Origin of the sequence: Pseudomonas sp. W2I6, from assembly GCF_030815935.1 — a bacterium.
In the GTDB taxonomy this organism is placed as follows: Bacteria; Pseudomonadota; Gammaproteobacteria; order Pseudomonadales; family Pseudomonadaceae; genus Aquipseudomonas.
This window is the reverse complement of record NZ_JAUSXJ010000001.1, coordinates 2358987-2383129: the sequence shown is the minus strand read 5'-3', so window position 1 is coordinate 2383129 and position 24143 is coordinate 2358987. Positions and strand designations below refer to the sequence as shown.

The 24143-nt window shown below is 61.5% G+C and carries 20 protein-coding genes; 15 read left to right on the top strand and 5 right to left on the bottom strand.

Annotation, left to right across the window (positions count from 1 at the left end):
- Window positions 1–16: 16 nt before the first annotated feature.
- The 5 genes from QF039_RS11310 to QF039_RS11290 form a co-directional block, all read right to left on the bottom strand.
- Window positions 17–394 (bottom strand): response regulator, encoded by a 378-nt coding sequence (locus tag QF039_RS11310; protein WP_003217591.1) that lies wholly within the window; start codon window positions 392–394, stop codon window positions 17–19.
- 78 nt (window positions 395–472) lie between these two features.
- The gene (locus tag QF039_RS11305) at window positions 473–1666 is read right to left on the bottom strand and encodes a hybrid sensor histidine kinase/response regulator (RefSeq protein WP_003217587.1); all 1194 of its coding nucleotides are present in this window, start codon (window positions 1664–1666) and stop codon (window positions 473–475) included.
- Entirely contained in the window at window positions 1660–2259 is a 600-nt protein-coding gene (locus tag QF039_RS11300; RefSeq protein WP_008431027.1) for a chemotaxis protein CheB, read from the bottom strand. The genes QF039_RS11305 and QF039_RS11300 overlap by 7 nt, the downstream gene beginning before the upstream one ends.
- Window positions 2256–3071 (bottom strand): protein-glutamate O-methyltransferase CheR, encoded by an 816-nt coding sequence (locus tag QF039_RS11295; RefSeq protein WP_003217583.1) that lies wholly within the window; start codon window positions 3069–3071, stop codon window positions 2256–2258. The genes QF039_RS11300 and QF039_RS11295 overlap by 4 nt, the downstream gene beginning before the upstream one ends.
- Window positions 3072–6569 carry a response regulator gene (locus QF039_RS11290; protein WP_307518109.1) on the bottom strand — a complete coding sequence of 1166 codons (3498 nt, stop codon included), beginning with the start codon at window positions 6567–6569 and terminating at the stop codon, window positions 3072–3074.
- A 280-nt stretch (window positions 6570–6849) separates the two neighbouring features.
- Here QF039_RS11290 and QF039_RS11285 point away from each other — a divergent pair, with 280 nt between their 5' ends.
- The 15 genes from QF039_RS11285 to QF039_RS11215 all read left to right on the top strand — a co-directional run bounded on the left by QF039_RS11285 (window position 6850) and on the right by QF039_RS11215 (window position 24096).
- Window positions 6850–10416, top strand: a complete 3567-nt coding sequence (locus tag QF039_RS11285) for a hypothetical protein (RefSeq protein ID WP_307518107.1) — start codon at window positions 6850–6852, stop codon at window positions 10414–10416.
- 216 nt (window positions 10417–10632) lie between these two features.
- The gene (locus tag QF039_RS11280) at window positions 10633–10998 is read left to right on the top strand and encodes a response regulator (RefSeq protein ID WP_177042100.1); all 366 of its coding nucleotides are present in this window, start codon (window positions 10633–10635) and stop codon (window positions 10996–10998) included.
- A gap of 237 nt (window positions 10999–11235) precedes the next feature.
- Window positions 11236–12027 carry a hypothetical protein gene (locus QF039_RS11275; RefSeq protein WP_177067777.1) on the top strand — a complete coding sequence of 264 codons (792 nt, stop codon included), beginning with the start codon at window positions 11236–11238 and terminating at the stop codon, window positions 12025–12027.
- Window positions 12028–12036: 9 nt separating this feature from the next.
- Complete coding sequence (locus QF039_RS11270; protein ID WP_178903510.1) at window positions 12037–13482, top strand: DUF1254 domain-containing protein; 1446 nt, start codon at window positions 12037–12039, stop codon at window positions 13480–13482.
- Between the two features lie 12 nt (window positions 13483–13494).
- Complete coding sequence (locus tag QF039_RS11265) at window positions 13495–14895, top strand: DUF1254 domain-containing protein (RefSeq protein WP_177067779.1); 1401 nt, start codon at window positions 13495–13497, stop codon at window positions 14893–14895.
- Between the two features lie 58 nt (window positions 14896–14953).
- Complete coding sequence (locus QF039_RS11260; RefSeq protein ID WP_177042108.1) at window positions 14954–15859, top strand: transporter; 906 nt, start codon at window positions 14954–14956, stop codon at window positions 15857–15859.
- A gap of 32 nt (window positions 15860–15891) precedes the next feature.
- Window positions 15892–16641, top strand: a complete 750-nt coding sequence (locus QF039_RS11255; RefSeq protein WP_177042110.1) for a DUF2092 domain-containing protein — start codon at window positions 15892–15894, stop codon at window positions 16639–16641.
- On the top strand, window positions 16638–17186 hold the full coding sequence (locus QF039_RS11250) for a hypothetical protein (protein WP_177067781.1): 549 nt from the start codon (window positions 16638–16640) through the stop codon (window positions 17184–17186). Before QF039_RS11255 ends, QF039_RS11250 begins: the two co-directional genes overlap by 4 nt.
- A gap of 24 nt (window positions 17187–17210) precedes the next feature.
- Complete coding sequence (locus QF039_RS11245) at window positions 17211–18185, top strand: MoxR family ATPase (RefSeq protein WP_307518097.1); 975 nt, start codon at window positions 17211–17213, stop codon at window positions 18183–18185.
- Window positions 18182–19117 (top strand): DUF58 domain-containing protein, encoded by a 936-nt coding sequence (locus tag QF039_RS11240; protein ID WP_177122995.1) that lies wholly within the window; start codon window positions 18182–18184, stop codon window positions 19115–19117. Before QF039_RS11245 ends, QF039_RS11240 begins: the two co-directional genes overlap by 4 nt.
- Entirely contained in the window at window positions 19114–19581 is a 468-nt protein-coding gene (locus QF039_RS11235; RefSeq protein ID WP_177042118.1) for a DUF4381 domain-containing protein, read from the top strand. The genes QF039_RS11240 and QF039_RS11235 overlap by 4 nt, the downstream gene beginning before the upstream one ends.
- Complete coding sequence (locus tag QF039_RS11230) at window positions 19568–20575, top strand: VWA domain-containing protein (RefSeq protein WP_307518093.1); 1008 nt, start codon at window positions 19568–19570, stop codon at window positions 20573–20575. The genes QF039_RS11235 and QF039_RS11230 overlap by 14 nt, the downstream gene beginning before the upstream one ends.
- Window positions 20556–22055, top strand: a complete 1500-nt coding sequence (locus tag QF039_RS11225) for a VWA domain-containing protein (RefSeq protein WP_307518091.1) — start codon at window positions 20556–20558, stop codon at window positions 22053–22055. Before QF039_RS11230 ends, QF039_RS11225 begins: the two co-directional genes overlap by 20 nt.
- Window positions 22052–23098, top strand: a complete 1047-nt coding sequence (locus tag QF039_RS11220) for a BatD family protein (protein WP_307518089.1) — start codon at window positions 22052–22054, stop codon at window positions 23096–23098. The genes QF039_RS11225 and QF039_RS11220 overlap by 4 nt, the downstream gene beginning before the upstream one ends.
- Window positions 23095–24096: an HAD family phosphatase gene (locus tag QF039_RS11215; protein WP_307518087.1), complete on the top strand. Its 1002-nt coding sequence runs from the start codon at window positions 23095–23097 to the stop codon at window positions 24094–24096. The genes QF039_RS11220 and QF039_RS11215 overlap by 4 nt, the downstream gene beginning before the upstream one ends.
- The last annotated feature ends 47 nt before the right edge of the window (window positions 24097–24143 follow it).

Genomic DNA, 24143 nt, shown 5'->3' with positions numbered 1-24143 from the left:
CCCTCTTCTCAAGACGTTAAGCCAACAGCCGCTGGATATGTTCCTGCAACGTATCCAGGTCAAACGGTTTGGCCAGGATCGGCGCATTGCGCGTGATCGGGCTGTTGCAGTCGAGAATCTCCTGCGGGTAACCGCTGATGAAGATCACTTTCAATTCCGGGCGCAGCTTGATCGCAGGCTCCGCGATCTGCACCCCGGAAATGCCGCCAGGCAGGCGGTAGTCGGTCACCATCAGGTCCAGGTGCGGCTTGGTGGCCAGGATTTCAAACGCCTGCTCACCGTCAATCGCCTTCAACACCCGATACCCCAGGCCCGCCAGGTACTCGCCCAACACAAACATAATCGATTCGTCATCTTCGACGATCAGTACAACATCTTGTGCATCTTCACTCATGGGAAGCCTTTGTCCGGTCAATTGCTGCTGATACGACCATGGGGTCACGCAGAGGTTGCGTCGGATTTGCGATTGATTTCATGCCCCAGCCTCCAGGGGCAGGCAGACGCGGAACAACGCGCCCTCGCCTATCCGGCTTTCCACTTCAATGGTCCCGCCGTGGGCCGCGATAATCTGCTCGGAGATAAACAACCCCAGGCCCAGGCCCGCCACGGCATGGTTGGCCGACACGCGCTCGAACTGCTGGAAAATACGTTTCTGGTTGTCTTCGCTGATGCCGATCCCGTGGTCACGTACTTCTACCCGCGCTTCGCCATGCTCGGCGTACACCCGCACTTCCACCGGGCTCTTGGCCCCGTAGCGCAAGGCGTTGGTCAACAGGTTGGACACCACCTGTTCGATACGGAATTCATCCCAGTTGCCTACCACCGGCCCTTCCTGGACCCAGGCCACCGAAGACTCCGCCGCCGCCACCTGCGGCGCAAAATTTTCCAGCAGGTTGTGCACCAGTTGCGTGAGGTCAAAGCGACCGGGGCGGATCGACAGCTTGCCCGTGCGAATGCGCGACACGTCGAGCATGTCTTCGATCAGGCGAATCAGGCTCTGGATCTGCCGCTCATCGCGGTCGACCATGGCGTGCATCTTGTCCAGGGTAAACGCCGCGGCGTTGTCCCGGGCAAGGTGCATCTTGCGCAGCTGGGTTTCCAGGATCAGCCCGTTGAGGGGCGTGCGCACTTCGTGGGCGACGATCGACATGAAGTCATCGCGCATGCGCACGGCCTGCTCCAGTTCGGCCTGGGTGGCCTGCAAGCGCGTGAGCAAGGCTTCCTGCTCGCGCCGGCTTTGCTCCAGGGCTTCAACCTGCTGCTTCATCGCCTTGCTCTGGCGGTACAGGTCAACGAATACGTTGACCTTGCTCTTGACCGCGTGGATATCCAGCGGCTTGTGCAGGAAATCCACGGCGCCGCTTTCGTAGCCCTTGAACGCATAGTTGAGCTCACGGCCGGCAGCACTGACAAACACGATGGGAATGTTCTTGGTCTTTTCGGTGCCGCGCATCAGCTCGGCCAGCTCGAAGCCGTTCATGCCCGGCATCTGCACGTCGAGAATGGCCATGGCGAACTCGTGCTCCAGCAGCAACGACAAGGCCTCGTCGGCGCTCAATGCCTTATAGACCTGGCGGTCCTCGCGCTTGATCAGCGCTTCAAGGGCCAGCAGGTTTTCCGGCAGATCGTCGACGATCAGCAGTTTGGCCTGGACAGTACTTAACATGGGGAGGATTCCAGGGAAGCCAGCAAGGTGCCGATGCGGCTCAAGGTGAGGATATGGTCAGGTTCATGCAGCGCCAGGGCGGCCCGGGGCATCACGGCGACGCGGGCCTCCAAAGGGTCCTGCACCACCGTGGTACCGCCGCTCTGCTTGACGTGGGCCAGGCCCCGGGCGCCGTCCTGGTTGGCCCCCGTCAGCAAAATCGCCAGCAACCCCTTGCCGTAGACATCGGCGGCTGAATCAAACAGGTAGTCGATTGCCGGGCGGGAATGGTGCACGCGGTCCTCCTGGCTCAGTGACAGGCTGCGGTCGTGCTCCACCGACAGGTGATAACCGGGGCCGGCAAAATACAGGGTGCCAGGCTGGATCACTTCCTTGTCGCGGGCCTCCACCACCTTCATCGATACGCGTCGGTCAAACACTTCCGCCAACTGGCTGCGGCGCTCGTCCGGCAAATGCAGCACGGTAATGATCGGCAGGCCGAAGCTCGCCGGCAGCTCGCCAAAAATGCTCAGCAATGCCTCGACACCGCCCGCGGAAGCGCCGATCACAATGGCCTCGATCCCGGATACCGGGCTGGCAGTAGCTTCATTCATAATTTTCGGTAGATCCGTTCTTGCTTGACCAGGGGTTCGAACTGTTTGCTGTAGGCGGAAAAATCCAGGGTTTCCTTGCTGCCCAGCACCAGGAAGCCGCGATGACACAGCGACTCATGGAACAGTCCAAACGCCCGATCCTGCAACTTTTTATTGAAGTAAATCAATACGTTGCGACAGGAAATTAATTGAGTTTCGGAGAATACGCTGTCGGTCGCCAGGCTGTGATCGGCAAACGTCACGTTCTCCCGCAGGGTCTTGTCGAAGATCGCATGATCGTAAGCCGCCGTGTAGTAATCGGCAAACGAACGCTGGCCACCGGCCTGTTGGTAGTTGTGGGTATAGGCGCGGATGTTCTCGAGGGAAAAGATCCCCTGCTTGGCTTTTTCCAGGGACCGGGGATTGATGTCGGTGGCGTAGATGATGGTGCGTTCCAGCAGGCCTTCCTCACGCAACAGGATGGCCATGGAATACACCTCCTCCCCGGTACTGCAGCCCGCGATCCAGATCTTGATCGACGGGTAGGTCTTGAGCAGCGGCACCACTTCCTTGCGAATCGCCAGGAAGTGCGAGGGGTCGCGAAACATTTCGCTGACCGGAATCGTCAGGAACTGCAGCAACTGCATGAACGCCGTCGGGTCATGCAGCACCCGTTCCTGCAAGGCCGAGATGGTGGCGCAGTCGAACTGACGCAACGCATGGGCCACGCGGCGTTTGACCGAAGCGCCGGAGTAGTCGCGAAAGTCGTAGCTGTACTTGAGGTAAATCGCCTCAATCAACAAGCGCAGTTCGATGTCAGTGCTTCGTTCCAATTAAATCCGTTCCATCTTGGGTAGCCACACGCGAATCAATGAAAACAACCGGTCCAGGTCGATGGGCTTGGCCAGGTAATCGTTGGAGCCTGCCGCCAGGCAGCGCTCCTGATCGTCCTTCATGGCCTTGGCCGTCACCGCGATGATCGGCAGCTTGCGCCAGCGCGGGTCCTGGCGGATCAAGGCGGTGGCCTCGTACCCGTCCATCTCCGGCATCATCACGTCCATCAGTACCAGGTCGATGTCATCGACTTCATTGAGTTTCTCGATCGCCTCGCGGCCATTACGGCCGATCACGACAATCGCGCCCTTGTGCTCCAGGGCACTGGTCAGGGCGAAGATATTGCGTACATCATCATCCACCAGCAGGATCTTGCGGCCCTCGAACACCTTGTCGCGGCTGCGGGCAGTCCTGAGCATTGTCTGGCGTTCATGGGACAACTGCGATTCGACTTTGTGCAGAAAGAGTGTCACCTCGTCCAGCAGGCGCTCGGGGGAACGCGCGCCCTTGATGATGATCGAGCGCGAATACTTGCGCAGTTCGGCCTCTTCATCGCGGGTCAGGTTGCGCCCGGTGTAGACGATCACCGGCGGGAACGAGCAGATGTCCTCGATGGACATGCGCTTGAGCAGCTCGTTGCCGAGCATGTCCGGCAGCTTGAGATCGATGATCATGCAGTCGTAGATGTGGGTGCGCAGCAGGTCCAGGGCCTCCTGGGCGAAGCCTACGGCGGTGATCTCGATATCATCGTCGCCGATCAGGCGGGCAATGCTGTCTCGCTGAAGGTCATCGTCTTCCACCAGCAGCACACGCTTGACCTTCTGCGTCAGCTTGGCTTCCAGGCGGGCGAACACATCCTTGAGCTCTTCGCGGGTGGTCGGCTTGACTGCATAGCCCACGGCGCCCATGTGCATGGCGGCTTCGACGCGGTCCTCCACGGAAATCACGTGCACCGGGATATGGCGGGTCCCGGCATGTTCCTTGAGACGTTGCAGCACGGTCAGGCCGGAATGGTCCGGCAGGCGCATGTCCAGCAGGATCGCGTCGGGAATGTACTGTTCCGCCAGGGCGTAGCCTTCGTCTGCGCCATGGGCCACCAGGCAGTGGTAACCCAGTTCATGGGCGAGGTCGAAGAGGATGCGAGCAAAGTTGGGCTCATCTTCCACCACCAGGATGCAACGCGTGGCGAACGGAGCCTTGTCGCGGTCATCGATAAAGCGCGGGATCTGCGCTTCGTGGGCGATCGGCATCGGCGACACCTTGATCGGCGCCGGTGCAGGCACAGGGACTACCGCGCGCGGCTGTTCCAGCGCCGGGGTGTCTTCGTCACGCTCTACATAGTGCTCGGGCACCACCAGGGTAAAGATACTGCCCTGGCCAGGTTCGCTGGTGACGCTGATATAGCCGCCCAGCAGGTTCGCCAGGTCCCGGGAAATCGACAGGCCCAGGCCGGTGCCGCCGTAACGACGGTTGGTGGTGCCATCGGCCTGGCGGAAGGCCTCGAAGATGCTTTCCTGCTGGTCCGGGGCGATGCCAATCCCCGAGTCGCGTACGGTAAAGGCGATGCCCTCCCCCGGTGCCCGGGATACCGACAGGCTGACCTCACCTTTCTCGGTGAACTTGATGGCGTTGGACAGCAGGTTCTTCAGAATCTGCTCCAGGCGCTGGCGGTCGGTGAACAGCATGTGTGGCGAGCCTTCCTGCACCTCCACCTGGAACCCGAGCTTGCGGTCGGCCGCCAGCGGCTCGAACATGCCGCGCAGCCCATCCACCAGGCGCGCAACGCTGGTGTTCTCCGGGCGCATTTCCAGCTTACCGGCTTCGACCTTGGAGATATCGAGGATGTCATTGATCAGGTTGAGCAAGTCGTTACCGGCCGAGTAGATCGACTCGGCGAACTTGACCTGTTCGGCGCTGAGGTTTTCCTGGGGGTTCTCCGCCAGCAACTTGGCCAGGATCAACGAGCTGTTCAGCGGCGTGCGCAGCTCGTGGGACATGTTGGCGAGGAATTCGGACTTGTACTTGCTGGAGCGCTGCAACTCGTCGGCACGCTCTTCCAGCTCGATCTGTACGCGGTTGAGCTGGACGTTCTTCTGGTCCATGGCATCGCGCTGCTCGGCCAGGGTCTGGGTCTGTTCGGCCAATTGTTCGTTGGTCTGCTCCAGCTCCGCCTGTTGGGTTTCCAGGTGGGCCTGGGACTCCTTGAGGATGCGCGACTGTTCTTCCAGCTCTTCGTTGGCCGTCTTGAGCTCTTCCTGCTGCACTTGCAGCTCTTCATTGAGCTGCTGGGTTTCGGCCAGCACTTCCTGCAGGCGCTGGCGATAACGCGCGGCTTCGATGGAGGTGCCGATGTTGTCGGCAATCAACTCCAGCAGTTCGACATCACGGTCATCGAGTGCACGCAGGAAACCCAGTTCGATCACCCCGTTGACCCGGCCATCATCGCTGGTCGGTACCACCAGCACGCTGCGGGTCGCACCTTCGCCGAGGCCGGAACTGACCTTGAAGTAATCCACCGGCACATCGTCCAGGCGAATCAGGCGGTCCTGCCGGGCCGATTGGCCGACGATGCCTTCGTCGTTGTAGATCGACTGTTCCTGCTGCTCCTGCTCGCGGGAGAAGCCATAGGTAGCCACGCGTGTGAGGCCGCCGTGCTCTTCACGCACGTACAACGCCGCCACCGCCGAGCCCATGTACTGGGCAAAGAACTGCAAAATGTTGCGCCCCAGCAGGTTCAGCGTCAGTTGGCCAAGGACCTGCTCGGCCAGCTCGGTCTGGCCGTTGCGCAACCAGGCTTGCTGCTCGAGGCGCTTGGCGATCCTCTGCTGCGACATCAGGTTTTCGCTGTAACTTTTTGAAAGTTCTAGAAGATTCTTTCGGCCGACATACGCCAGGAAGCCACTCAGGCCGAGCACAAACACCAGGTACAAGGTGACGCTGATGATCGTGGTGCGGGTAACGTCTTCATTGCGGGTGATGCGGAACTGTTGCTCCATCGCCACCGCCCGGTCGTACTCCTTGCGAATCTCGTCCGTCAGGCTCTTGCCACGCCCGGCTTTCACGGCGGTGCGGTAATCGCCGTTTTGCCGCTGCATGTCAATCATCGACTGGGCGTAGGTGTTCCACGCCTGTTGCAACGATTCCAGACGCTTGAGCCGGTCCACCTGCTCCGGATTGTCCGCCACCAGTGCCTGCAAGTTGCGCAAGTCGGAAATGATCCGCGGCTTGGCCACTTCGTACGGGTCGAGGAAATGCTCGTCACCGGTAATCAGGAAGCCGCGCATGCCGGTTTCCAGGTCCACGGTCAGTTTCGAGGTTTCGTTGAGATTGTTGATTACCCGGTCGGTGTGTTCGACCCACTGGATCACCGACAACAGGTAGGTGATCAGAACGACGAAAAACACCGCGCTGAGCACGCCAACGCCCAACGGCAGTGCCACGTTGCGGCCCAGCAATTTACGGAAGCTTTTCTCATCGACAGACGACGCGGGAGTCATGGGCATGCCTTGGCCAATACGGAAAAACGAGGAGTTTGCCCCAAAGTTGCGCCTGAGCGCTATTTTTCTGCTACCCGTAGCGACATGGATTACATAACCCATTGATAAATAGACGAATGGATGTGTTTTTAACACTCGGCAATTGACTTTCCTTCTTACATGGGAACCGAAGTGAGCCTGGAACGTTGTGTGTGGGCCGCCCCACCCAAAGGGGTGCCGTGGGGAACAGGGAACCTCCTCGGAAAAGGCGCGTATCTCCTAATAAAACAGGTACCCACCGATGCAAAATGTCAGCCACCTCTCCGTGCAACAGCCTGCGCCCCAATTCTCTTCCTCCCCTGCTTCCGGGGCATCGTCCCTGAGCCCCCAGCCAGCCACGCCCCCTGCCGTTGCAGCAGCGCCAGCATCAGCCGCCAGCCGCTCCGATGTGCTGAAACAGCCCATGGCCGACCGGCAGAACTGGCAGAACCTGCTGGACGCCATCAACCTCGCAGCCCCGGCCCTGCAAGACTACGACACCGCCCCCTATGTACAGTCCGTCCTGAAGCTCACACAAATGGCCATTCATCCGGACTCGTCCCATCACAACACCCTGGACATGGGGACCAGGGTCAACCAAAGCCTGGAGGCATTCCTGAATGCCAACGGGGTGCCTCTGCCAACCTCCAAGGCCGAGTTGCTTAAGCTGAAACTGGAAGCGACCGTCAGGATCGCCGCCCACCCTTTCGGTGACCTGGGCGGTGCCTTGTCCTGGCCCGCACCGCTGGACCAGACCCAGCAAACTCAGTTGCGCCTGCTTGCGATGAACCACGCCCACCACCTCGGCGATCAGCCGCAAGTCACGCAGACAAAGAGCGTCCTGGACTTTCTCGCGTACCAGAATCCCATTCCTGTGGCCGCCTTGAACGACCCGGCGAAGATCCTCGAGTTTCTTTTAAGCTCGCCCGAAGGCCAACTGATGGGCCAGGCCCTGCAGCGCGGGCTCAATGGTATCGAGACCAAGAACAGCCATTACGACTACCTGCTGGCCGCCATCAGTGCACAGATGGATCCCGAGTCAATCCAGGCGCCTCAACGGAACAAACTGGCCGGTTTCGACGTGGCCAGTGAAGAACATTGGGGCAAGCCGGCCTCTACCATCGTCAACGGGCTGAGCGCACACCTGTCGAGCGAGGGCAGAACGAGCCCCGAGATGGCCCAGGCGGGTGCTTACGTATTGCTGGCAAGAACAGCCCCGGAGTTCCTGATCAAAGACATCCCGGCCAGCGTGACCTATGGCAGCCCGGCCTGGGTCAACCTGGCGGTTGCGGCGGCGTCGATTGAAGCGCAGTCGCCGGGCTCGGTACCGAACATGACTTTCGCCCAAGTGATGCTCAAGGCCGAAAGCGCTGCACTCGCCGAGCCCGCCGTGACCCAAAGCGCACAGAGGGCAGCGCTGATTGATTGGGCAGTGGCCAACGGCGTTATCAGCCAACAACCCAACGATGCCTACAGCCCCGACCAGCTGGAAGCGATACGCGTCGAGTTCACTCAGCAGGTGGATGAACGCATGAAGGCCTCCACCCTGCTGGAGACCGATATCCCGAGCCGCAAGGCCATTGCACTGGCCCAGCTCAAAGAGCGATTTGGCGAAGATGTGCCGTTTGAAAAAAAGGCCCTGACGGTGAAGGACACCCGCCAACAACAGTTTGGCGTACCGCTCTACGACCCAAACCGCGCACCTGCGGGCCTGCATTCGTTGCTGGACATCGCCATGAGTGGCTTGGGCGATTACACCTGGGAATCCAAGGATCCAGACATCACCCAGGCACTGGAAGGCCAGTCGCTCAAGTTCGACGTAAACGCGACATTTCAAAAGCAGTTTGAAGCGTCGATCAAGTCGCTGAACGACGGGGTTGCCACCACCGTAAAGCACCTGATCGCCAGCCTGCCGCTGGAAGATCGAAAAAACATCGAGCAGGGCAACCTCACTTTTTACCAGCCCTCTGTTTATCAATTGGGCCCAAACCTGGTCACCTCGCTTTTCAAACCGATTAAAAATGAGCTGCTGATACAGGTAGAGGGTGGCACGGAACCTGTTACCTATAGGCTGGACATAAAAAACGGCAGCATCAAAAAAGTAACGCCCCAGGATTTCTCTGCGAGTACCTGGGAACTGGCGATCGAGGAAAACAGAATAAAAAAATTCGACGCTTCAGAGGCCACTGAGCCCGAGCGCTCAGCCAGTACAGACACGAACCCACTGCCTCCCAACAGCTTTGCCACCGCCCGTACCCAGTACATCGCGGAGGCATTTGTCGAAAACCTCGACCTGGGCAACGAGGATGTCGTCAAGCAAGCCAAAGGCGCCACGACCTACGACAAGCAAATGGAAACCGAGCTGAAGGTGACCCATTTCTTCCTCGACCTCATTCCCTTCAAGTCAGCGATTGCCAACTTTACCAAGGGTAATTACCTGGAGGGGGCGATTGACCTCCAGCTGGACCTGCTGGGTTTTGTCAGCCTGGGTTCGTCCAAAGCGGCACAGGCGGGCACAAAAGCCCTCAGTGCAGGCGCCAAGGCGCTGAATGTTGCCAAAAAGATCGGTGTCGCCACCATCGGCGCCTTGAACCCGGTGGGCGGCTTGGGCGATTTGCTTCTGGGAGGCGCAGGACTGATTAACCGGGGCGGCAAGTTTGTAGTCGAAAAAAGCATTAACGGGCTAAACAAACTCAAGGGGGCAGCCGGCAGCCATGACCTGTTGAAAGCCGCCAGCAAGGAGCATGGCGTCGCGGCAATCGGCACCATCAAGCTGGCGGATCAAACCGTCGAAGCCTCCGCTGTATTGAACAAGGGCGAATGGTACGCGTACGACGCCCTCAAGAAACAACCCTATGGCCCACCGTTGAAGGGGTTCACGCCACAGACCGTGTCGATCCAGGACAACGTTGAAAGCTTCTGGGAGTACTTTGTCGGAGGGCCGGCCACCAAGGCGCAAAACACACCCTCCAAGCAATTATCCAACTCATTCAAGGCTACGCAGGAACACGCCAGAACAACGAGCCACGATGCGTATATGCGTGGCTATAACAACGGGGTAGTGGATGACATCCCGGGCTACTCGGGCTCCATGGATATCGCAGAGCTCATGGAACTGGCACTTAAGCCGAATCGAAGCCCCGAAGAAATCGGCGCCCTGGCACAGTCAATAGGCAAAAAGCGATCAGAAGTCGGCCTTAAAAACTATGAGTTCTACAAAGCCGAAATTGAGCGCATCCCCGGCATCAAGCTCCGGGGCATGCCCCAGAATTTCTATTTGAGCCAGGTGGACACGGTGACCGGAGGCGAATGTGGCGTGTTAGCCAACGCAATGGCCTACGCCGTGTCCGTTGGAAAACAGGACGAGTACATCGACAAGCTTTTCATTGCGGCGGCGACCAAGGAAACCAACCCAAAATCGGCGAGGTTCATCAAGGACATGAGCGAAGCCCAGGATCACTTCAGAAAGCGACCGCACTCGGCCGAAGTCGTCACGCAAAAGTCCTATCAGGCCATCATCGATGACCTGGCCAACGCGACGACGTCCAAGACACTCATCATCGCCACGCCCGTCCACGCGATGACAGCGGGAGTGATCGTGGAAGGCGGCACGCGAAAATGGTTCTATTTCGACCCCAATTTCGGATTGGTCAATTTTCCGACCGAGGACGCCATGAAGAAAGGAATGAAGGAATCGCTGGCCAACAGTAAGGCGCAGCTTATCCCGGGAGCGTTTGGGACGCCGACAAACCCGGAATATACGGTCAGCACATTCAAGGCTAGCGAGAACCAGAGCCGGGTGCATGGGTTGGTGTACGGATCCCTTTAACCGATAAAACCGGCAGCTTGAGACCATGGCCGGGGCTTGCTGGTTGTTCCAGCAAGCCCCTGGCAAGTGAGTGGCGGTGATACGCGACATTTGTAGCCGTTACCGGCACAATGTTTTGCTTATCTGGGGAACTTGCCGGGACCGACAATACTCAGGATGAAAACGGTCTTCCCATTGCCCAAGACCTGCCCCTTCCACTGTTCGGGAACCTCCACTATGTCAGCCGCCCCCTCCACCATCCTTGTAGTCGAAGACGACGCCATCGTGCGCATGTTGATCGTCGATGTCCTCGAAGAGCTGGAGTACCAAGTGCTTGAAGCGGCCGATGCCGAAGAAGCCTTGAAAATAGTTCAAGACACCGACCAGACCATCGACCTGATGATGACCGACGTCGGCCTGCCGGACATGGACGGCAAGCAACTGGCCCTCAAGGCCCGTGAAATACGCCCCGCCCTGCCCATCCTGTTCGCCAGCGGTTATGCCGAAAATATCGATTCGCCAGCCGACATGCAGGTGATCGGCAAGCCGTTCTCGATTGATCAGTTGCGTGACAAGGTCAAATCCATACTGCCCGTCTGCTGAAGCCCCCTATTCCCCAATGCCGTTACACAGGGACGGCATTCCAATGCAGTCTGCGCCCAGCGGACGCCTCCGTGATCGCGACCACAGCAAACAACTAATTCTTTCGATTGACTAGCGAGTGCGAAATTTACTGCTAGCGTCAAACGACATGTCCTACACGTAATAGTGAATAAGGACAGCCCCCTAGCCTTCGCAAACGCGCTATCGGGAACATCACCAGGGAATTGGGGAGTGGTCATGCTCAAGTCATCGTATTTTCCAGCAGTTGTGCTGGTGGCTTCGGTGTTGCCTGTGATTTCGGCCCAGGCCGACAACGCCGACACCGCCAACAAGAGTAACAACCCGCTGAACCTCGCGCCGGGAGCGAACCTGCAGGATTACTACACGCCCAGGCTGTTCGACAGCAACGCCCACACCAATGACACGCTGCTGCGCGGCACATTGCCGATTGCGCCATCGGATTTCATCGGTGTCCCTCAGTTACTACGTGCCACCCTGCCCATCAGTACGCGCCCCGACCCCCATAGTGGCTACACCACCGGGATCGGCGACCTGAACCTGTTCGATATCTTCCTGCTCAAGACCGATGGCGTGCAGTTGGGCATCGGCCCGCAAATCACCGCACCTACCGCCGAGCACGATGAATTGGGCACCGGCAAGTGGCAGGCCGGACTGGCGGCGGTGGCCATCGACGCCTCGCCCCGCGGCTTGCTCGGCGCACTGGTGCAATACCAAAGCTCGTTTGCCGGGGACAGTGACCGCGCCCATGTCGAAAGCGCGACCTTCCAGCCGTTCATCATTCACAACCTGCCCAAGGGCTGGTACCTGCGCTCTACCGGCACCTGGACGTTCGACCTGAAAAACGACACCCATTACATCCCTATCGGGTTCGGTGCCGGCAAAGCCTGGAAATCCGGCAGCAACATCCTCAACGCCTACCTCGAACCGCAATGGACCGTGGCCCGCAAAGGCGATGGCCTGCCGCAGTTCACCCTGTTTGCCGGGATCAACGTCACGTTCGGGAAATAAGGATATTTTATGCGTGTTCTGATTCGTAGTGCCGGGTTCTGCCTGTTAACCCTGACCGCCGCTGTACAGGCACAGACCCTGGACACCCGCATCGGCCCGATCACCATGGAAGGTGAACTGCCGGCCCACAGCGAAATCGCCAAACTGTATGGCGAGCTGGATTTCCAGCAGGCTACCCAAAGTTTTCTCTGGGCCCTGCCGCTGGTGTCCTACGCCCAATGGCAGGACGAATTCAGCACCAAGCTTGGCGCACGCAGCGGCGATTTGATGGTACTGACCACCTACGAAGACAAGCTCGGCGTGATCACGGCCAACGCCACCACACCGTATATCCTCGGCTTCGTCGACCTCAACGAGACCGGCCCGCTGGTGATCGAACTGCCGCCAGGCCCCACGGCCGGCGGGATTGGCGACTTCTGGCAACGGGCGATCATCGACATGGGCCAGACCGGCCCCGACCTGGGCAAGGGCGGCAAGTACCTGGTGTTGCCACCCGGCCAGGAGCCACCCGCAGATGCCGGCAAGTATTACCTGGCCAAATCGGAAACCATGAACGTGCTGGTGGGTTTTCGCGTACTCGACCCCGACCCGGCCAAGGGCAAGGCGCTGGTTGAGCAATTCAGGATGTACCCCTACGCCCAGCGCGCCAACCCGGCGAAAACCCGCTTACTGTCTCCCGGCGGCAAGCCCTGGTCCGGCACCCAGCCGCGCGGCATGGCCTACTGGGAACGGCTGCACGGGATTATCCAGAAAGAGCCCGTCAACGAGCGTGACCGCTTCTATATGGCCATGTTGTCCAGCCTGGGCATCGAAAAGGACAAGCCGTTCAACCCCAACGACCGCCAACGCCAGGCCCTGGAGCAAGGCGCACAAATGGGCGAGTTGATTGCCAAGGCCAATGCCTTCGCCAAACGCTTCCCCCAGGCCCAGTACTGGAAAGACCGGCAGTGGGACACCGTGCTCAATATCGCCGAACCGTCCCAGCGCGTTACCTACTATGACCAGCTCTGGGAACGCAGCGCCTGGTTCTATGAAGCGGTCACCAACACCAAAGGCATGGTTTCCAAGACCCCCGGCCTGGGCCAGACGTACCTCGGCGCCTATACCGACAACAAGGGCCAATGGCTCGACGGCGGCAAGGCCTACACCCTGCATGTCGGCGCCAACCCGCCGGCCAAACAGTTCTGGTCGATGACCGTGTATGACATCGACAGCCGCTGCCTGATCGACAACCCACAGCGTAAAGCGGACCTGTCTTCACGCCAGGATTTGAAGAAAAATGCCGACGGATCGATAGATCTTTACTTCGGACCGCACGCGCCAAAAGACTTCGAGAGCAACTGGGTGCAAACTCTGCCCGGCAAACACTGGTTCAGCTATTTCCGACTGTACGCGCCGACTGAAGCCTACTTCGATAAAAGCTGGAAACTCGACGATATCCGACTGATTCAGTAAGGACGCAACAACATGATTCGAAAACCGACGCGCCTGCTGTTGGCGAGCCTCTCGATTCTCATGAGCACCGGCGCCTGGGCCGATTTCACCGCTACGCCGAGTGAAGCCAGGGCCATCGCCAAGGAAGCCTACCTTTATGGCTTCCCCGTGGTGGAGATGTACAAGACCCTCTACACCCAGGCCGTCGACAAGACCGGGCCGAACTACAAGGCGCCGTTCAACCATATCGGCAACACCGCGCAGGTGTTCACGCCCAAGGACACTGCGTTCGTTACACCGAATTCGGACACGCCCTACTCCTTCGTCTGGCTCGACCTGCGCGCCGAGCCGGTGGTGCTGAGCCTGCCGAAGATCGAGGACAACCGCTACTACTCGGTGCAGTTGATCGACCTCTACACTCAGAACTTCGGCTACCTGGGCACCCGCAGCACCGGCAACAACGGTGGCCACTACATGATCGCCGGCCCCGGCTGGAAAGGTCAGCAGCCCACCAATATCGACCGCGTCGTGTACAGCGAAAGCAACATCGCCTACGCGCTGTACCGCACGCAATTGTTCGATGACAAGGACCTGGCCAAGGTCAAGCAGATCCAGGGCGGCTACAAGGTCCAGACCCTCAGCAACTATGTGAACCAGCCGAAACCGACCAAGCCGCCGAAAATCGCCTGGCCCAAGCCCACCCCGAACATGAGCGACAGCGTGCACCTGTTCCGCTACCTGAACTTCATGCTGGGCTATGCGGCGCCTCAGGACAGCGAGAAAGACGTGCTGGCGCGTTTTGCCAGGATCGGCGTCGAAGCCGGCAAGCCGTTTGACCTCAAGGCCCTCACCGTCGAGCAACGCAAGGCCCTGGAAGACGGCATAGCCGACGGCAAGGCCGAGTTTGCGGCGTTCAAAAAAGACAAGGTCGATACGCACCAGGTTACCAGCGGTGACCTGTTCGGCAGCCGCGATCACCTGCAGAACAATTACCTGTACCGCTACGCCGGCGCCAACATGGGCATCTTCGGCAACTCCACCGACGAAGCCGCCTACCTGAGCTACTTCGTCGACAGTGAGGGCAAACCGGCCAACGGCGCACGCCACAGCTACACCCTGCATTTCGACAAGGGCCAGTTGCCACCCTCCGATGCGTTCTGGTCGCTGACCATGTACGACGCCAAGACCAAGCTGCTGGTGCCGAACCTGAAGAAACGCTACCTGCTCAACTCGCGGATGCTGCCCAACTTCAAGCTCGATGCCGATGGCGGCCTGACGCTGCTGGTGGCCCACCACGAGCCACCGAAAGCCGAACAAAGCAACTGGCTGCCAGCACCGCCCGGCCCGTTCTACGCGGTATTGCGCATTTACCTGCCCAAGCCTGAAGTGGGTAACGGCCAATGGAAGCTGCCACCGCTCACACCGATCAAATAGCGCCTGGTCACGTAGTACCGTTGCACCCTGACATCAGGCATTTACAAGGAGTAGAGCCATGGTTTCACGTAGTCAATTGAGTGCGTTTACCGCCGCCACGCTGGCACTGATGCCAGGGATAGGGTTTGCCGACAATGCCAGGGATTGGCAGAACACCCCGACGGATCTGAACATGGTGTTCGGCTACTACAACCGGGTCGACACCAACACCCCGATCGACACGACATTGCCCATCAACGGCCTGTCGTTGAACGCCGACCTCTACCTGTTCCGCTACGCCCGTTCATTCGGCATCGACGGGCGCAACAGCGCCATCCAGTTTATCCAGCCGTACGCCGACGTTTCGGCGTCGTTCGACAACGCCCAGTTTTTCAGTGGGACCAAGCGCAACGGTGGCATGGGCGACACGCAGATTGTGTTCGCCCATAACATCTTCGGTGGCCCGGCACTGACCGCCGAGGAGTTCGCCAGTTGGAAGCCCGAGACGTTCCTCACCGGTGCGCTGTGGATGACCATGCCCACCGGCGACTACGATAAAGACCGCATCATCAACATCGGCTCCAACCGCTGGGTGTTCAAGCCCGAACTGGGCTTCGGCACCCCGATTGGCCCGACCTGGCTGGAAATCAACACCTACGTGTCGCTGTTTGGCGACAACAAGGATTACCACGGCGACAGCAAGCTGGAACAAAAGCCGCTGTATGCCATCGAGGGTCACTACAGCTACACCATCAACCGCGCACTCTGGGTGTCGCTGGACGCCACCTACAACCGCGGCGGCGAAAGCAGGATCGACGGCGACTGGCAAGACAACAAACAGGAAAACGGCCTGCTGGGCGCCAGCCTGGGTTTTATGTTGTCACCCCAGTTTGGCGGCCTGATCGCCTATAACGACACGGTCTCCGAGCGCACCGGTTCACCCGATGTGAACACCTGGACCTTCCGCCTGCAGTACGTCTGGTGAGAGCCACCTTCACGGAATGAACGGAGTGCGCCATGTCCCGTATTCATCTCGCGCGTCTATTGCTGGCAGGCTTGCTGCTCACCCCTCACACCGTTTTGGCCGACGAGCTGGAACCCAAGGCCCTCACCGCCCTGGAGCAGATGGGTGGCTACCTGCGCAGCCTGCAGCAGTTTCGCATCGACGCCCACAGCCACACCGACCAGGTGCTGGAGAACGGCCAGACCATCGAGTTCAGCCACCAGACCCGCCTTGCAGCGATGCAGCCGGACAAGCTGCAAGTCTCGGTGGAAAGCGACGGTGAGCGCCGCAGCCTGTTCTACAACGGCCAGCGCTTCACCCTGTACGACAGCCGCAGCGGTTACTTCGCCAACCAGGCGGCACCGGCGAATATCGGCGGGTTGCTCGACCAGCTGAGTGAACGTTATGGCATCGAGCTGCCCCTGGCCGACCTGTTCCGCTGGCATCCCGGCACCGCCAAGGAGGTGGGCATCAGCAACGCCGTACTGATCGGCAGTGAAACCATCGACGGCCAGACCTGCACCCACTACGCCTATCGCCAGCCGGACATCGACTGGCAATTGTGGATTCGCCAGGGCGCGCAACCGCTGCCCTGCCGATTGGTGATCAGCCGCCGCGACACCGCCGAACACCCTCGGCACAGCGTCAACTACCTGTGGCAGCTCAACAGCCCGCCCAAGCCTGCCGACTTTGAGTTCACCCCGCCGGCCGGCGCCCGCGCGGTGCCCCTGCAACAGTTGGAGCCTCAGGGAGAACAGCCATGAAAAGCATGGCGGCGGTGCTGACCGCGACTTTGCTGCTGACGCTGTTCGATCCGCTGGCGGCCCAGGCCTGGCAACTGCGCGGCGGTGGTGGCGCACGCACGTTTGTGGTGCCCCATGGCGGCGGTGGCGGTTATCGCCCGCCCATGCCGGCGCCGCGCCCGATGCCTGTACCACGGCCGATGCCACCGCACCCGGAGCCCCATCCGCAACCCCATCCACAACCAGGACCTCATCCTGAGCCGGGGCCGCATCCGGGGCCCGGGCCACAACCGGGGCCACATCCTTACCCGATGCCACCGCCTCCTCCGCCCCCACCGCCGCCCCCTCATGGCGATGACTGGTACCACCCATGGGCCACCGCCGCGGTGGTCGGCGCGACCACGGCGACCCTCCTCGCCATCGGTACGCGCGTCACCACGGTGCCGGTGGATTGCGTCTCGGTGGTCGCCAATGGCGTGGCCTACCAGCACTGCGGGCCCACGTGGTACCAGCCGCAATACGTCGGCAGCTCCGTGCAGTACATCGTGGTCGCCGCGCCCTGGTGACCCATCGTTTCAAGGATGATTGTGATGACGACGCTCAACGATTTAACCGCCCTGCAAGCCAGCATCGGCGAAAGCGTGCTGGGTCAGGACCAGGTCATCCGGCAGATCCTCATCGGTCTGCTGGCCAATGGTCACTTGCTGCTGGAGAGCCTGCCGGGGCTGGCCAAGACCCGCACGGTCAAGGCCCTGGCCCGGCACCTGGATGCGAAGATGAGTCGCATCCAGTTCACCCCCGACCTGCTGCCCTCGGACATCACCGGCGCCGAGGTGCTGCACCAGGTGGATGGCCAGAACCAGATCCGTTTCCAGCCAGGCCCGTTGTTCGGCAACCTGATCCTCGCCGATGAAATCAACCGCGCCCCAGCCAAGGTCCAGGCGGCCTTGCTCGAAGCCATGGAAGAACGCCAGATCACCGTAGCCGGCGCCAGCCATCCGCTGCCCGAGCTGTTTATCGTGGTCGCCACCCAAAACCCCATCGAACAGGAAGGCACCTACCCATTGCCGGAAGCGCAGATGGACCGGTTCCTGATGAAAGTCCTGCTGGATTACCCCAGCGCCGACAACGAAAGCCAGGTGCTGCGCCTGCTGCGTGAAGAAGAACAGCATCCCGCCACAGCGGCGACCCGGGGCTTCATCCTCGCCCCCGAAGTGATCTTCGCTGCCCGCAAGGAGGTCAGCGCGATCCAGGTGTCCCCCGCCATCGACCGCTACTTGATCGACCTGGTCAACGCCACCCGCCATCCCGCCGACTACGACGCCGACCTGGCGCGCTGGATCAGCCTCGGCGCCAGCCCCCGTGGCGGCATTGGCCTGGACCGCGCTGCCCGTGCCGACGCCTGGCTGCACGGCCAGGCCTTCGTCACCCCGGACAACGTGCGCACGGTGGCGCACCCGGTGCTGCGTCACCGCCTGCAATTGAGCTACGACGCGGTGGCCGATGGCGTCACGGCCGACCAGGTGCTGGAGCGCCTGCTGGATAAAGTGGCGATCCCGGCATGAACGCCGACGGCCTGGTCTACGTGTCCCTGGGGCAGTTGATGGCCCTGCAGTTCCAGACCCGTGGCCTGAGTTTCGTCGCGCGCCAGCCCCAGGGCAGCATCCTCGCCGGCAACCATGCCTCGCGGCTGCGCGGGCGCGGCTTGAACTTCGATGAACTGCGTCGCTACCAGCCCGGCGATGATCTGCGTCACCTGGACTGGCGCGCCTCCCTGCGTACCGGCAAACCGGTGATCCGCACCTTTACCGAGGAGCGCGACCGCCCAGCGCTCATCGTGGTCGACCAGCGCATGTCGATGTTCTTCGGTTCGGTGCGCAGCTTCAAATCGGCCGTCGCCGCCGAATTGGGCGCGCTGGCGGCATGGATGGTGTTCAACGCCGGTGACCGGGTGGGCGGGCTGGTGTTCAACGATGAGCACATCGACAGTGTGGCGCCGTTGCGCAGCCGCAAGCGCGTCGAAGCCTTGTGCAGCCGCATCGTCCAGCAGAACGCCGCGTTGAGCGCCGGCAACCCGGACCATGAAGCCGACGGCCAGCTCGACAAGGTGCTGCAACGGTGCCTGGCGCTGGCCGGGCATGACCACCTGATCTGCATCGTCAGCGACTTCGCCGGGGCCGGTGACCGCACTCTGCAATTGATGCGGCAGCTGTCGGCCCACAACGATGTGATCGCCCTGCAAGTCTATGACCCGCTGGCGTTGAACGTGCCGGATAGCGGTCACCTGATGGTCACCCAGGGCCAGTTGCAGGTGGAACTCGCCGTACAGAAACGCCAGGTGCGCCAACCCCTGGGGGACTTTCTTGGCGGGCGCCTAAGGGACGTCGCCAGCCTGCTGCGCCGCAGCCAGGTGCCGCTGTTGATGATCAGCACGGCGCTGCCTGCAGTTGACCAACTGCGCGATGAGCTGGGCCGGCGCAATGGAGCGCGGCGATGAACGCCAATGTGCCGAGCATCGAACAACTCAAGGAGCTGGGCCTGCCGGCGCCGGTCAGCTACTGGCCGCAGACGTGGGGCTGGTGGGTGCTGCTCGGTTTGCTGGCGATTGCCCTGCTGGTGCTGGGCGTCCGCGCCTGGTTGCGCTGGCGCCGCAATACCTATCGCCGCGAAGCCCTGGCGCGCCTCAACGTGATCGAAGACCTGCGCGAATTGCCGGAACTGCTCAAGCGCGTGGCCCTGTCGATGCCCCTTGCGCCCGAAGAACACCAGCGCGTGCCAACCTTGAGCGGGGCCGACTGGCAGGCGTTCCTGCTGCGCCATGGCGGTACGCCGCTGCCGGAGGATTTCAGCCTTCAACTGGCGAGCCTGGCGTATGGGGCAGCCGATATGTCCAGCGCGCAACGTGAACAGTTGTTGGCCCGGTGCAAAGCCTGGGTGGAGCATCACCATGTGGCAGCTTGATTACCCCTGGCTGTTGCTCCTGCTGCCGTTGCCGTGGCTGGCCTACCGTTACCTGCCGGAATACCGCGAAGCCCGCAGCGCCGTGCGCGTGCCGTTTTTTGCCAGCCTCAGCCGGGCCGTGGGCCAGACGCCCGCCGCCAGCGGCATCCGCAGCAATCGCCTGCAATTGCTGCTCAACCTGCTGGTGTGGGCGCTGCTGGTGTTGGCCATTGCCCGCCCGGTGTGGATCGAAAAACCCATCGAACGCCAACAGCCGGTGCGTGACCTGATGCTGGCCATCGACATCTCGCAGTCCATGGAGACCCAGGACTTCACCGACGCCAATGGCCAGAAGATCAACCGCCTGGCCGCCGTCAAACAGGTGGTGCAGGGCTTTATCCAGCGCCGCAAGGACGACCGTATCGGCCTGATCCTGTTTGGCAGCGGTGCCTATCCCCAGGCGCCGTTGACCCTCGATCACGCCAGCCTGTCGCTGCTGCTGGATGACAGCGGCATCGGCATGGCCGGGCCCAATACCGCGATTGGCGATGCCATCGGCCTGAGCCTGAAACTGCTGGACCAGGCCCATGAGCAAGAGAAGGTGCTGATCCTGCTCACCGACGGCAACGACACCAGCAGCGCGATCCCGCCCGATCACGCGGCCTCGATGGCGGCGGCCAAGGGCGTGGTGATTCACACCATCGGCATTGGCGACCCGGGCGCCTCGGGCGAATCCAAGGTCAACATGAGCGCCCTGCAACAGATTGCCGAGGCCACCGGCGGGCGCTATTTGCGCGCCGAAAACCGCGACACCCTGGACCAGGTCTACGCCACCCTCGACCAGATCACCCCGCATCAGGTGAACACCCTGAGCCACCAGCCCAAGCGTGATCTGTTCTGGATCCCACTCGCGGCAGCCATCGCCGTGCTGGCGCTGTATCACCTGATCGCCGCTTTGTGGCCGCATCTGGGACTGCGCCATCGGGAGGTCCGCGATGGCGTTCAACCTCAGTGACCTCCACTTCCTGCGCCCGGGCTGGCTGCTGCTGGCGTTGCTCGGCCTGTTGCTGCCGCTGCTGTGGCGCCGCAGCAAGGACCTGCAACGACGCTTGCGGGGCAATATCGCGCCGCACCTGTTGCCACATTTGCTGTTGACGCCGACTGATCGCCATCGCCTGCGGCCGGTGCATCTGGTCAGCGCGCTGCTGATTTTCGGCGCACTGGCCAGTGCCGGCCCCACCTGGGAACAGGACCGCCCCGACTTCCTGGAAAACCGCGCGCCGCTGATCATCGCCCTGGACCTGTCACCGTCGATGGACACCGCCGACGTGCCGCCTACCCGGCTGCAAGCTGCCCAGCACAAGTTGCAGGACCTGGTGCAGCGCCGCCAGGGCGCGCGTACTGCGTTAATGGTGTATGCCGGAAGCGCGCATCTGGTATTGCCGCCGACGGACGACCCGGCATTGCTCGACAGCTTTATCCAGGCCCTGGCCACCGACCTGATCAGCAAGCCCGGACGGGATGTGGCCGGAGTGATCGACCAGTCCAAGCGTTTGCTCGCGGCGGAAAACGCCCCCGGCAGCCTGTTGCTGATCACCGACGGCGCCGACCTCGCGCAGCTGCCGCAGCTCAAACAACACCTCGCGGACAGCCCGTTGCAGGTGCTGGTATTGGCGGTCGGCGTGAACTTCGATGCCGACGCCTTGAAGCAACTGGCCGCGGCCACCGACGCGCCGCTGGGCAGCCTGACCCTCAACGATGACGACCTCGACTGGGTAGAACTGCATGCCCAGCAGCACTTCCAGAACGCCGATGAACAACAGCGCAACCTGCAATGGAAAGATGCCGGCTACTGGCTGTGCTGGCCGCTGCTGCTGTTGGCGTTGTTCAGCGTGCGCCGGGGCTGGAGCCTGAACTGGCTGGCGGTGCTGGTGCTGGGGGCGTTCCTGCAACCTGCGCCCGCCGAGGCCAATGCCCTGACCGACGCGTTCTTCACCCGCGACCAGCAAGGCCGCTGGGCCTTCGAACACCATCACTACCCCGCCGCTGCCGCGCTGTTTGTCGACCCCTACTGGAAGGGCGTCGCCGCCTACAATGCCGCCGACTACGACCTGGCCCTGGCGACCTTCGCCCAACTCGACACCGCACAGGCCGCGTTCTACCGGGGCAATATCCACGTGCGCCGCTTCAAGTTCGACGACGCGATCACCGCCTACCAGCAAGCCTTGCAGCAGCAACCGCAGTTCCCCGAAGCCAGCGCCAACCTGGCGCTGGCGTTGGCCCTGAAGAAAGACACCGAGAACGCCTCGGACAACGCCCCCGAGGTCAAGCCTGATGCGGTCAAGTTCGACAAGGCCGCCGGCAAGGGCAAGAGCAAGACTATCCAGACCGAACAGGCGAGCAACGACGCGCTGTGGCTGCAGAACCTGACAACTTCCCCGGCGAACTTCCTGCGGCGCAAGTTCAGCCTGCAGGACCAGGGAGCCCAGCCATGAACCGGCTCTGCTGGCTGTTGCTGCTGATCGCTGGCCCGTTGTGGGCGGCCGAACCGCAATTGAAGGTGCAGGCGCAACTGGTGCCTGGCAACAACGTGGTGGTGGGCGAACAAGTGCAATTGCAGGTCGATGTATTGACCGACACCTGGTTCACCGCCGCCGCCAGCCTGCCGCTGCTGCAGTTGCCCGGCGCGCGGGTGCAGGCGCCGGACAGTGAATCCGAACACGTCAACCAGGTGATCGAGGGCAAGACCTTCTACGGCATGCGCTACCGCTATCGCATCACCCCGTCCGTGGCCCAGACGTTCAACATCCCGGCCCTGACGGTGCAGGCCCAGCCCGGCCAGGCCAGCGCACCGTTGAATGCGCAAACGGCGGCGCTGTCATTCCAGGCGACCCAGCCGCCGGGGTTCGAACCCGGGGAAACTGTGCTGGTGGCCGATGGTTTGCGCCTGACCCAGGCGGTCACCACTACACCGCTCAAGGTCGGCGACACCCTCACCCGCACCCTCACCCTGCAAGCCGACAACACCCCCGGCCTGTCACTGCCGCCACCTGACCAGGCCCAGGTAAAAGGCTTGCGTCGCTACCCGCAGTCGCCGGTCATCGGCAACCTGGATGATGGCCGCGGCAACATCACCGGCGGCCAACGCATCGACCGGCAGGTGTACCGCGTCGAACAGCCCGGTCACTACGAACTGCCGGCGATCAGCGTGAAATGGTGGGACAGCCGCAACCATCGCCTGCAACTCACGCGGGTGCCCGAGATCAGCATCGAGGCGCAAGCCGCAAGTGCCTACACCCCGACGTTTTCCATCGCCGAGGACCTCAAGCAACTCGGCCAGCACAGCTGGCAACTGTCACGGCACGGCATGGCCTGGAGCGCTGCCTTGGTGGTGCTGGTACTGGCCGCGTACCTCGTGCATGGCCTATGGCCACGAGTCCCACCCCTGTGGCGACGTGGCTGCGAGGCGTTGCGCTGGCGCTTTCGTCGACTACGCTTGCTACCACTGAACCCCCGTCGCGAAAAGGATTTCCCATGACGTCCCTGCGTTGCGTCTTGCCCCTTCTGCTGCTGATAAGCCTGCCTGCGCTGGCGGCCGATCCGCTGCCCTCGTGGAGCGAAGGCGCGAACAAACAACACATCATCGAATTCGTCCAGGCCGTGACCACCGAAGGCTCCATGGACTATGTAAAACCCGCCGAACGCATCGCCGTATTCGATAACGACGGCACCCTGTGGACCGAACAGCCGGCCTACTTCGAAGTACTGTTTGCCTTCGACGAAATCAAGCGCCTGGCCCCCCGGCATCCCGAGTGGAAAACCACCCAGCCATTCAAGGCCGTGCTCGACAACGATCACCAGGCCCTGGCCCAAAGCGGCATGGAAGGCCTGCTGAAAATCATCGGCGCGACCCATACCGGGATCACCACCGACGCCTTTATCGACAACGCCAAGACCTGGCTCGCCCAGGCCCGTCACCCGAAAACCGGCAAACCCTACACCGAGATGATCTACCAGCCGATGCTGGAGATGCTCGACTACCTGCGCAGCCAGCAATTCAAGACCTACATCGTTTCCGGCGGGGATACTGCCTTCATGCGTGCCTTCGCCGAAGTGGTCTACGGCGTGCCGCCGGAACAGGTGATCGGCTCCAACTTCGTCACCGCGTTCCAGATCAAGGATGGCGCCCCGCAGGTCCTGCGCACCGCCAAGCTCGCCCACAACGATGACGGCCCGGGCAAGCCGGAAAGCATCGACTCGATCATTGGCCGCCGGCCGATCCTGGCCTTCGGCAACTCCGACGGCGACCTGCAAATGCTCCAGTGGACAGCCGCCGGCCAGGGCAAACGCTTCATGGGCCTGGTGCACCACACCGACGCCACGCGCGAGTGGGCCTATGACCGCAACTCTCACGTCGGGCGCCTGGACAAGGCGCTGGATGAAGCCAGGACAAAAGGCTGGACCGTGGTGGACATGGCAACCGAGTGGAAGCGCATCTACCCGTTCGAGCCGGCTGTGCAACAGCAGGTGCAATAAGAAAAGACGTCGCGAAGGACTGTAATAAACGTTGGTCGCAGGCAATG

Excerpts from the sequence above, each read along its gene's own strand:
- QF039_RS11290 (WP_307518109.1), bottom strand. The coding sequence starts at position 6,569 with ATGACTCCCGCGTCGTCTGTCGATGAGAAAAGCTTCCGTAAATTGCTG.
- QF039_RS11280 (WP_177042100.1), top strand. The coding sequence starts at position 10,633 with ATGTCAGCCGCCCCCTCCACCATCCTTGTAGTCGAAGACGACGCCATC.
- QF039_RS11235 (WP_177042118.1), top strand. The coding sequence starts at position 19,114 with ATGAACGCCAATGTGCCGAGCATCGAACAACTCAAGGAGCTGGGCCTG.
- QF039_RS11215 (WP_307518087.1), top strand. The coding sequence starts at position 23,095 with ATGACGTCCCTGCGTTGCGTCTTGCCCCTTCTGCTGCTGATAAGCCTG.
- QF039_RS11275 (WP_177067777.1), top strand. The coding sequence starts at position 11,236 with ATGCTCAAGTCATCGTATTTTCCAGCAGTTGTGCTGGTGGCTTCGGTG.
- QF039_RS11240 (WP_177122995.1), top strand. The coding sequence starts at position 18,182 with ATGAACGCCGACGGCCTGGTCTACGTGTCCCTGGGGCAGTTGATGGCC.
- QF039_RS11220 (WP_307518089.1), top strand. The coding sequence starts at position 22,052 with ATGAACCGGCTCTGCTGGCTGTTGCTGCTGATCGCTGGCCCGTTGTGG.
- QF039_RS11270 (WP_178903510.1), top strand. The coding sequence starts at position 12,037 with ATGCGTGTTCTGATTCGTAGTGCCGGGTTCTGCCTGTTAACCCTGACC.
- QF039_RS11285 (WP_307518107.1), top strand. The coding sequence starts at position 6,850 with ATGCAAAATGTCAGCCACCTCTCCGTGCAACAGCCTGCGCCCCAATTC.
- QF039_RS11305 (WP_003217587.1), bottom strand. The coding sequence starts at position 1,666 with ATGTTAAGTACTGTCCAGGCCAAACTGCTGATCGTCGACGATCTGCCG.
- QF039_RS11225 (WP_307518091.1), top strand. The coding sequence starts at position 20,556 with ATGGCGTTCAACCTCAGTGACCTCCACTTCCTGCGCCCGGGCTGGCTG.
- QF039_RS11310 (WP_003217591.1), bottom strand. The coding sequence starts at position 394 with ATGAGTGAAGATGCACAAGATGTTGTACTGATCGTCGAAGATGACGAA.
- QF039_RS11260 (WP_177042108.1), top strand. The coding sequence starts at position 14,954 with ATGGTTTCACGTAGTCAATTGAGTGCGTTTACCGCCGCCACGCTGGCA.
- QF039_RS11250 (WP_177067781.1), top strand. The coding sequence starts at position 16,638 with ATGAAAAGCATGGCGGCGGTGCTGACCGCGACTTTGCTGCTGACGCTG.
- QF039_RS11265 (WP_177067779.1), top strand. The coding sequence starts at position 13,495 with ATGATTCGAAAACCGACGCGCCTGCTGTTGGCGAGCCTCTCGATTCTC.
- QF039_RS11245 (WP_307518097.1), top strand. The coding sequence starts at position 17,211 with ATGACGACGCTCAACGATTTAACCGCCCTGCAAGCCAGCATCGGCGAA.
- QF039_RS11300 (WP_008431027.1), bottom strand. The coding sequence starts at position 2,259 with ATGAATGAAGCTACTGCCAGCCCGGTATCCGGGATCGAGGCCATTGTG.
- QF039_RS11255 (WP_177042110.1), top strand. The coding sequence starts at position 15,892 with ATGTCCCGTATTCATCTCGCGCGTCTATTGCTGGCAGGCTTGCTGCTC.
- QF039_RS11230 (WP_307518093.1), top strand. The coding sequence starts at position 19,568 with ATGTGGCAGCTTGATTACCCCTGGCTGTTGCTCCTGCTGCCGTTGCCG.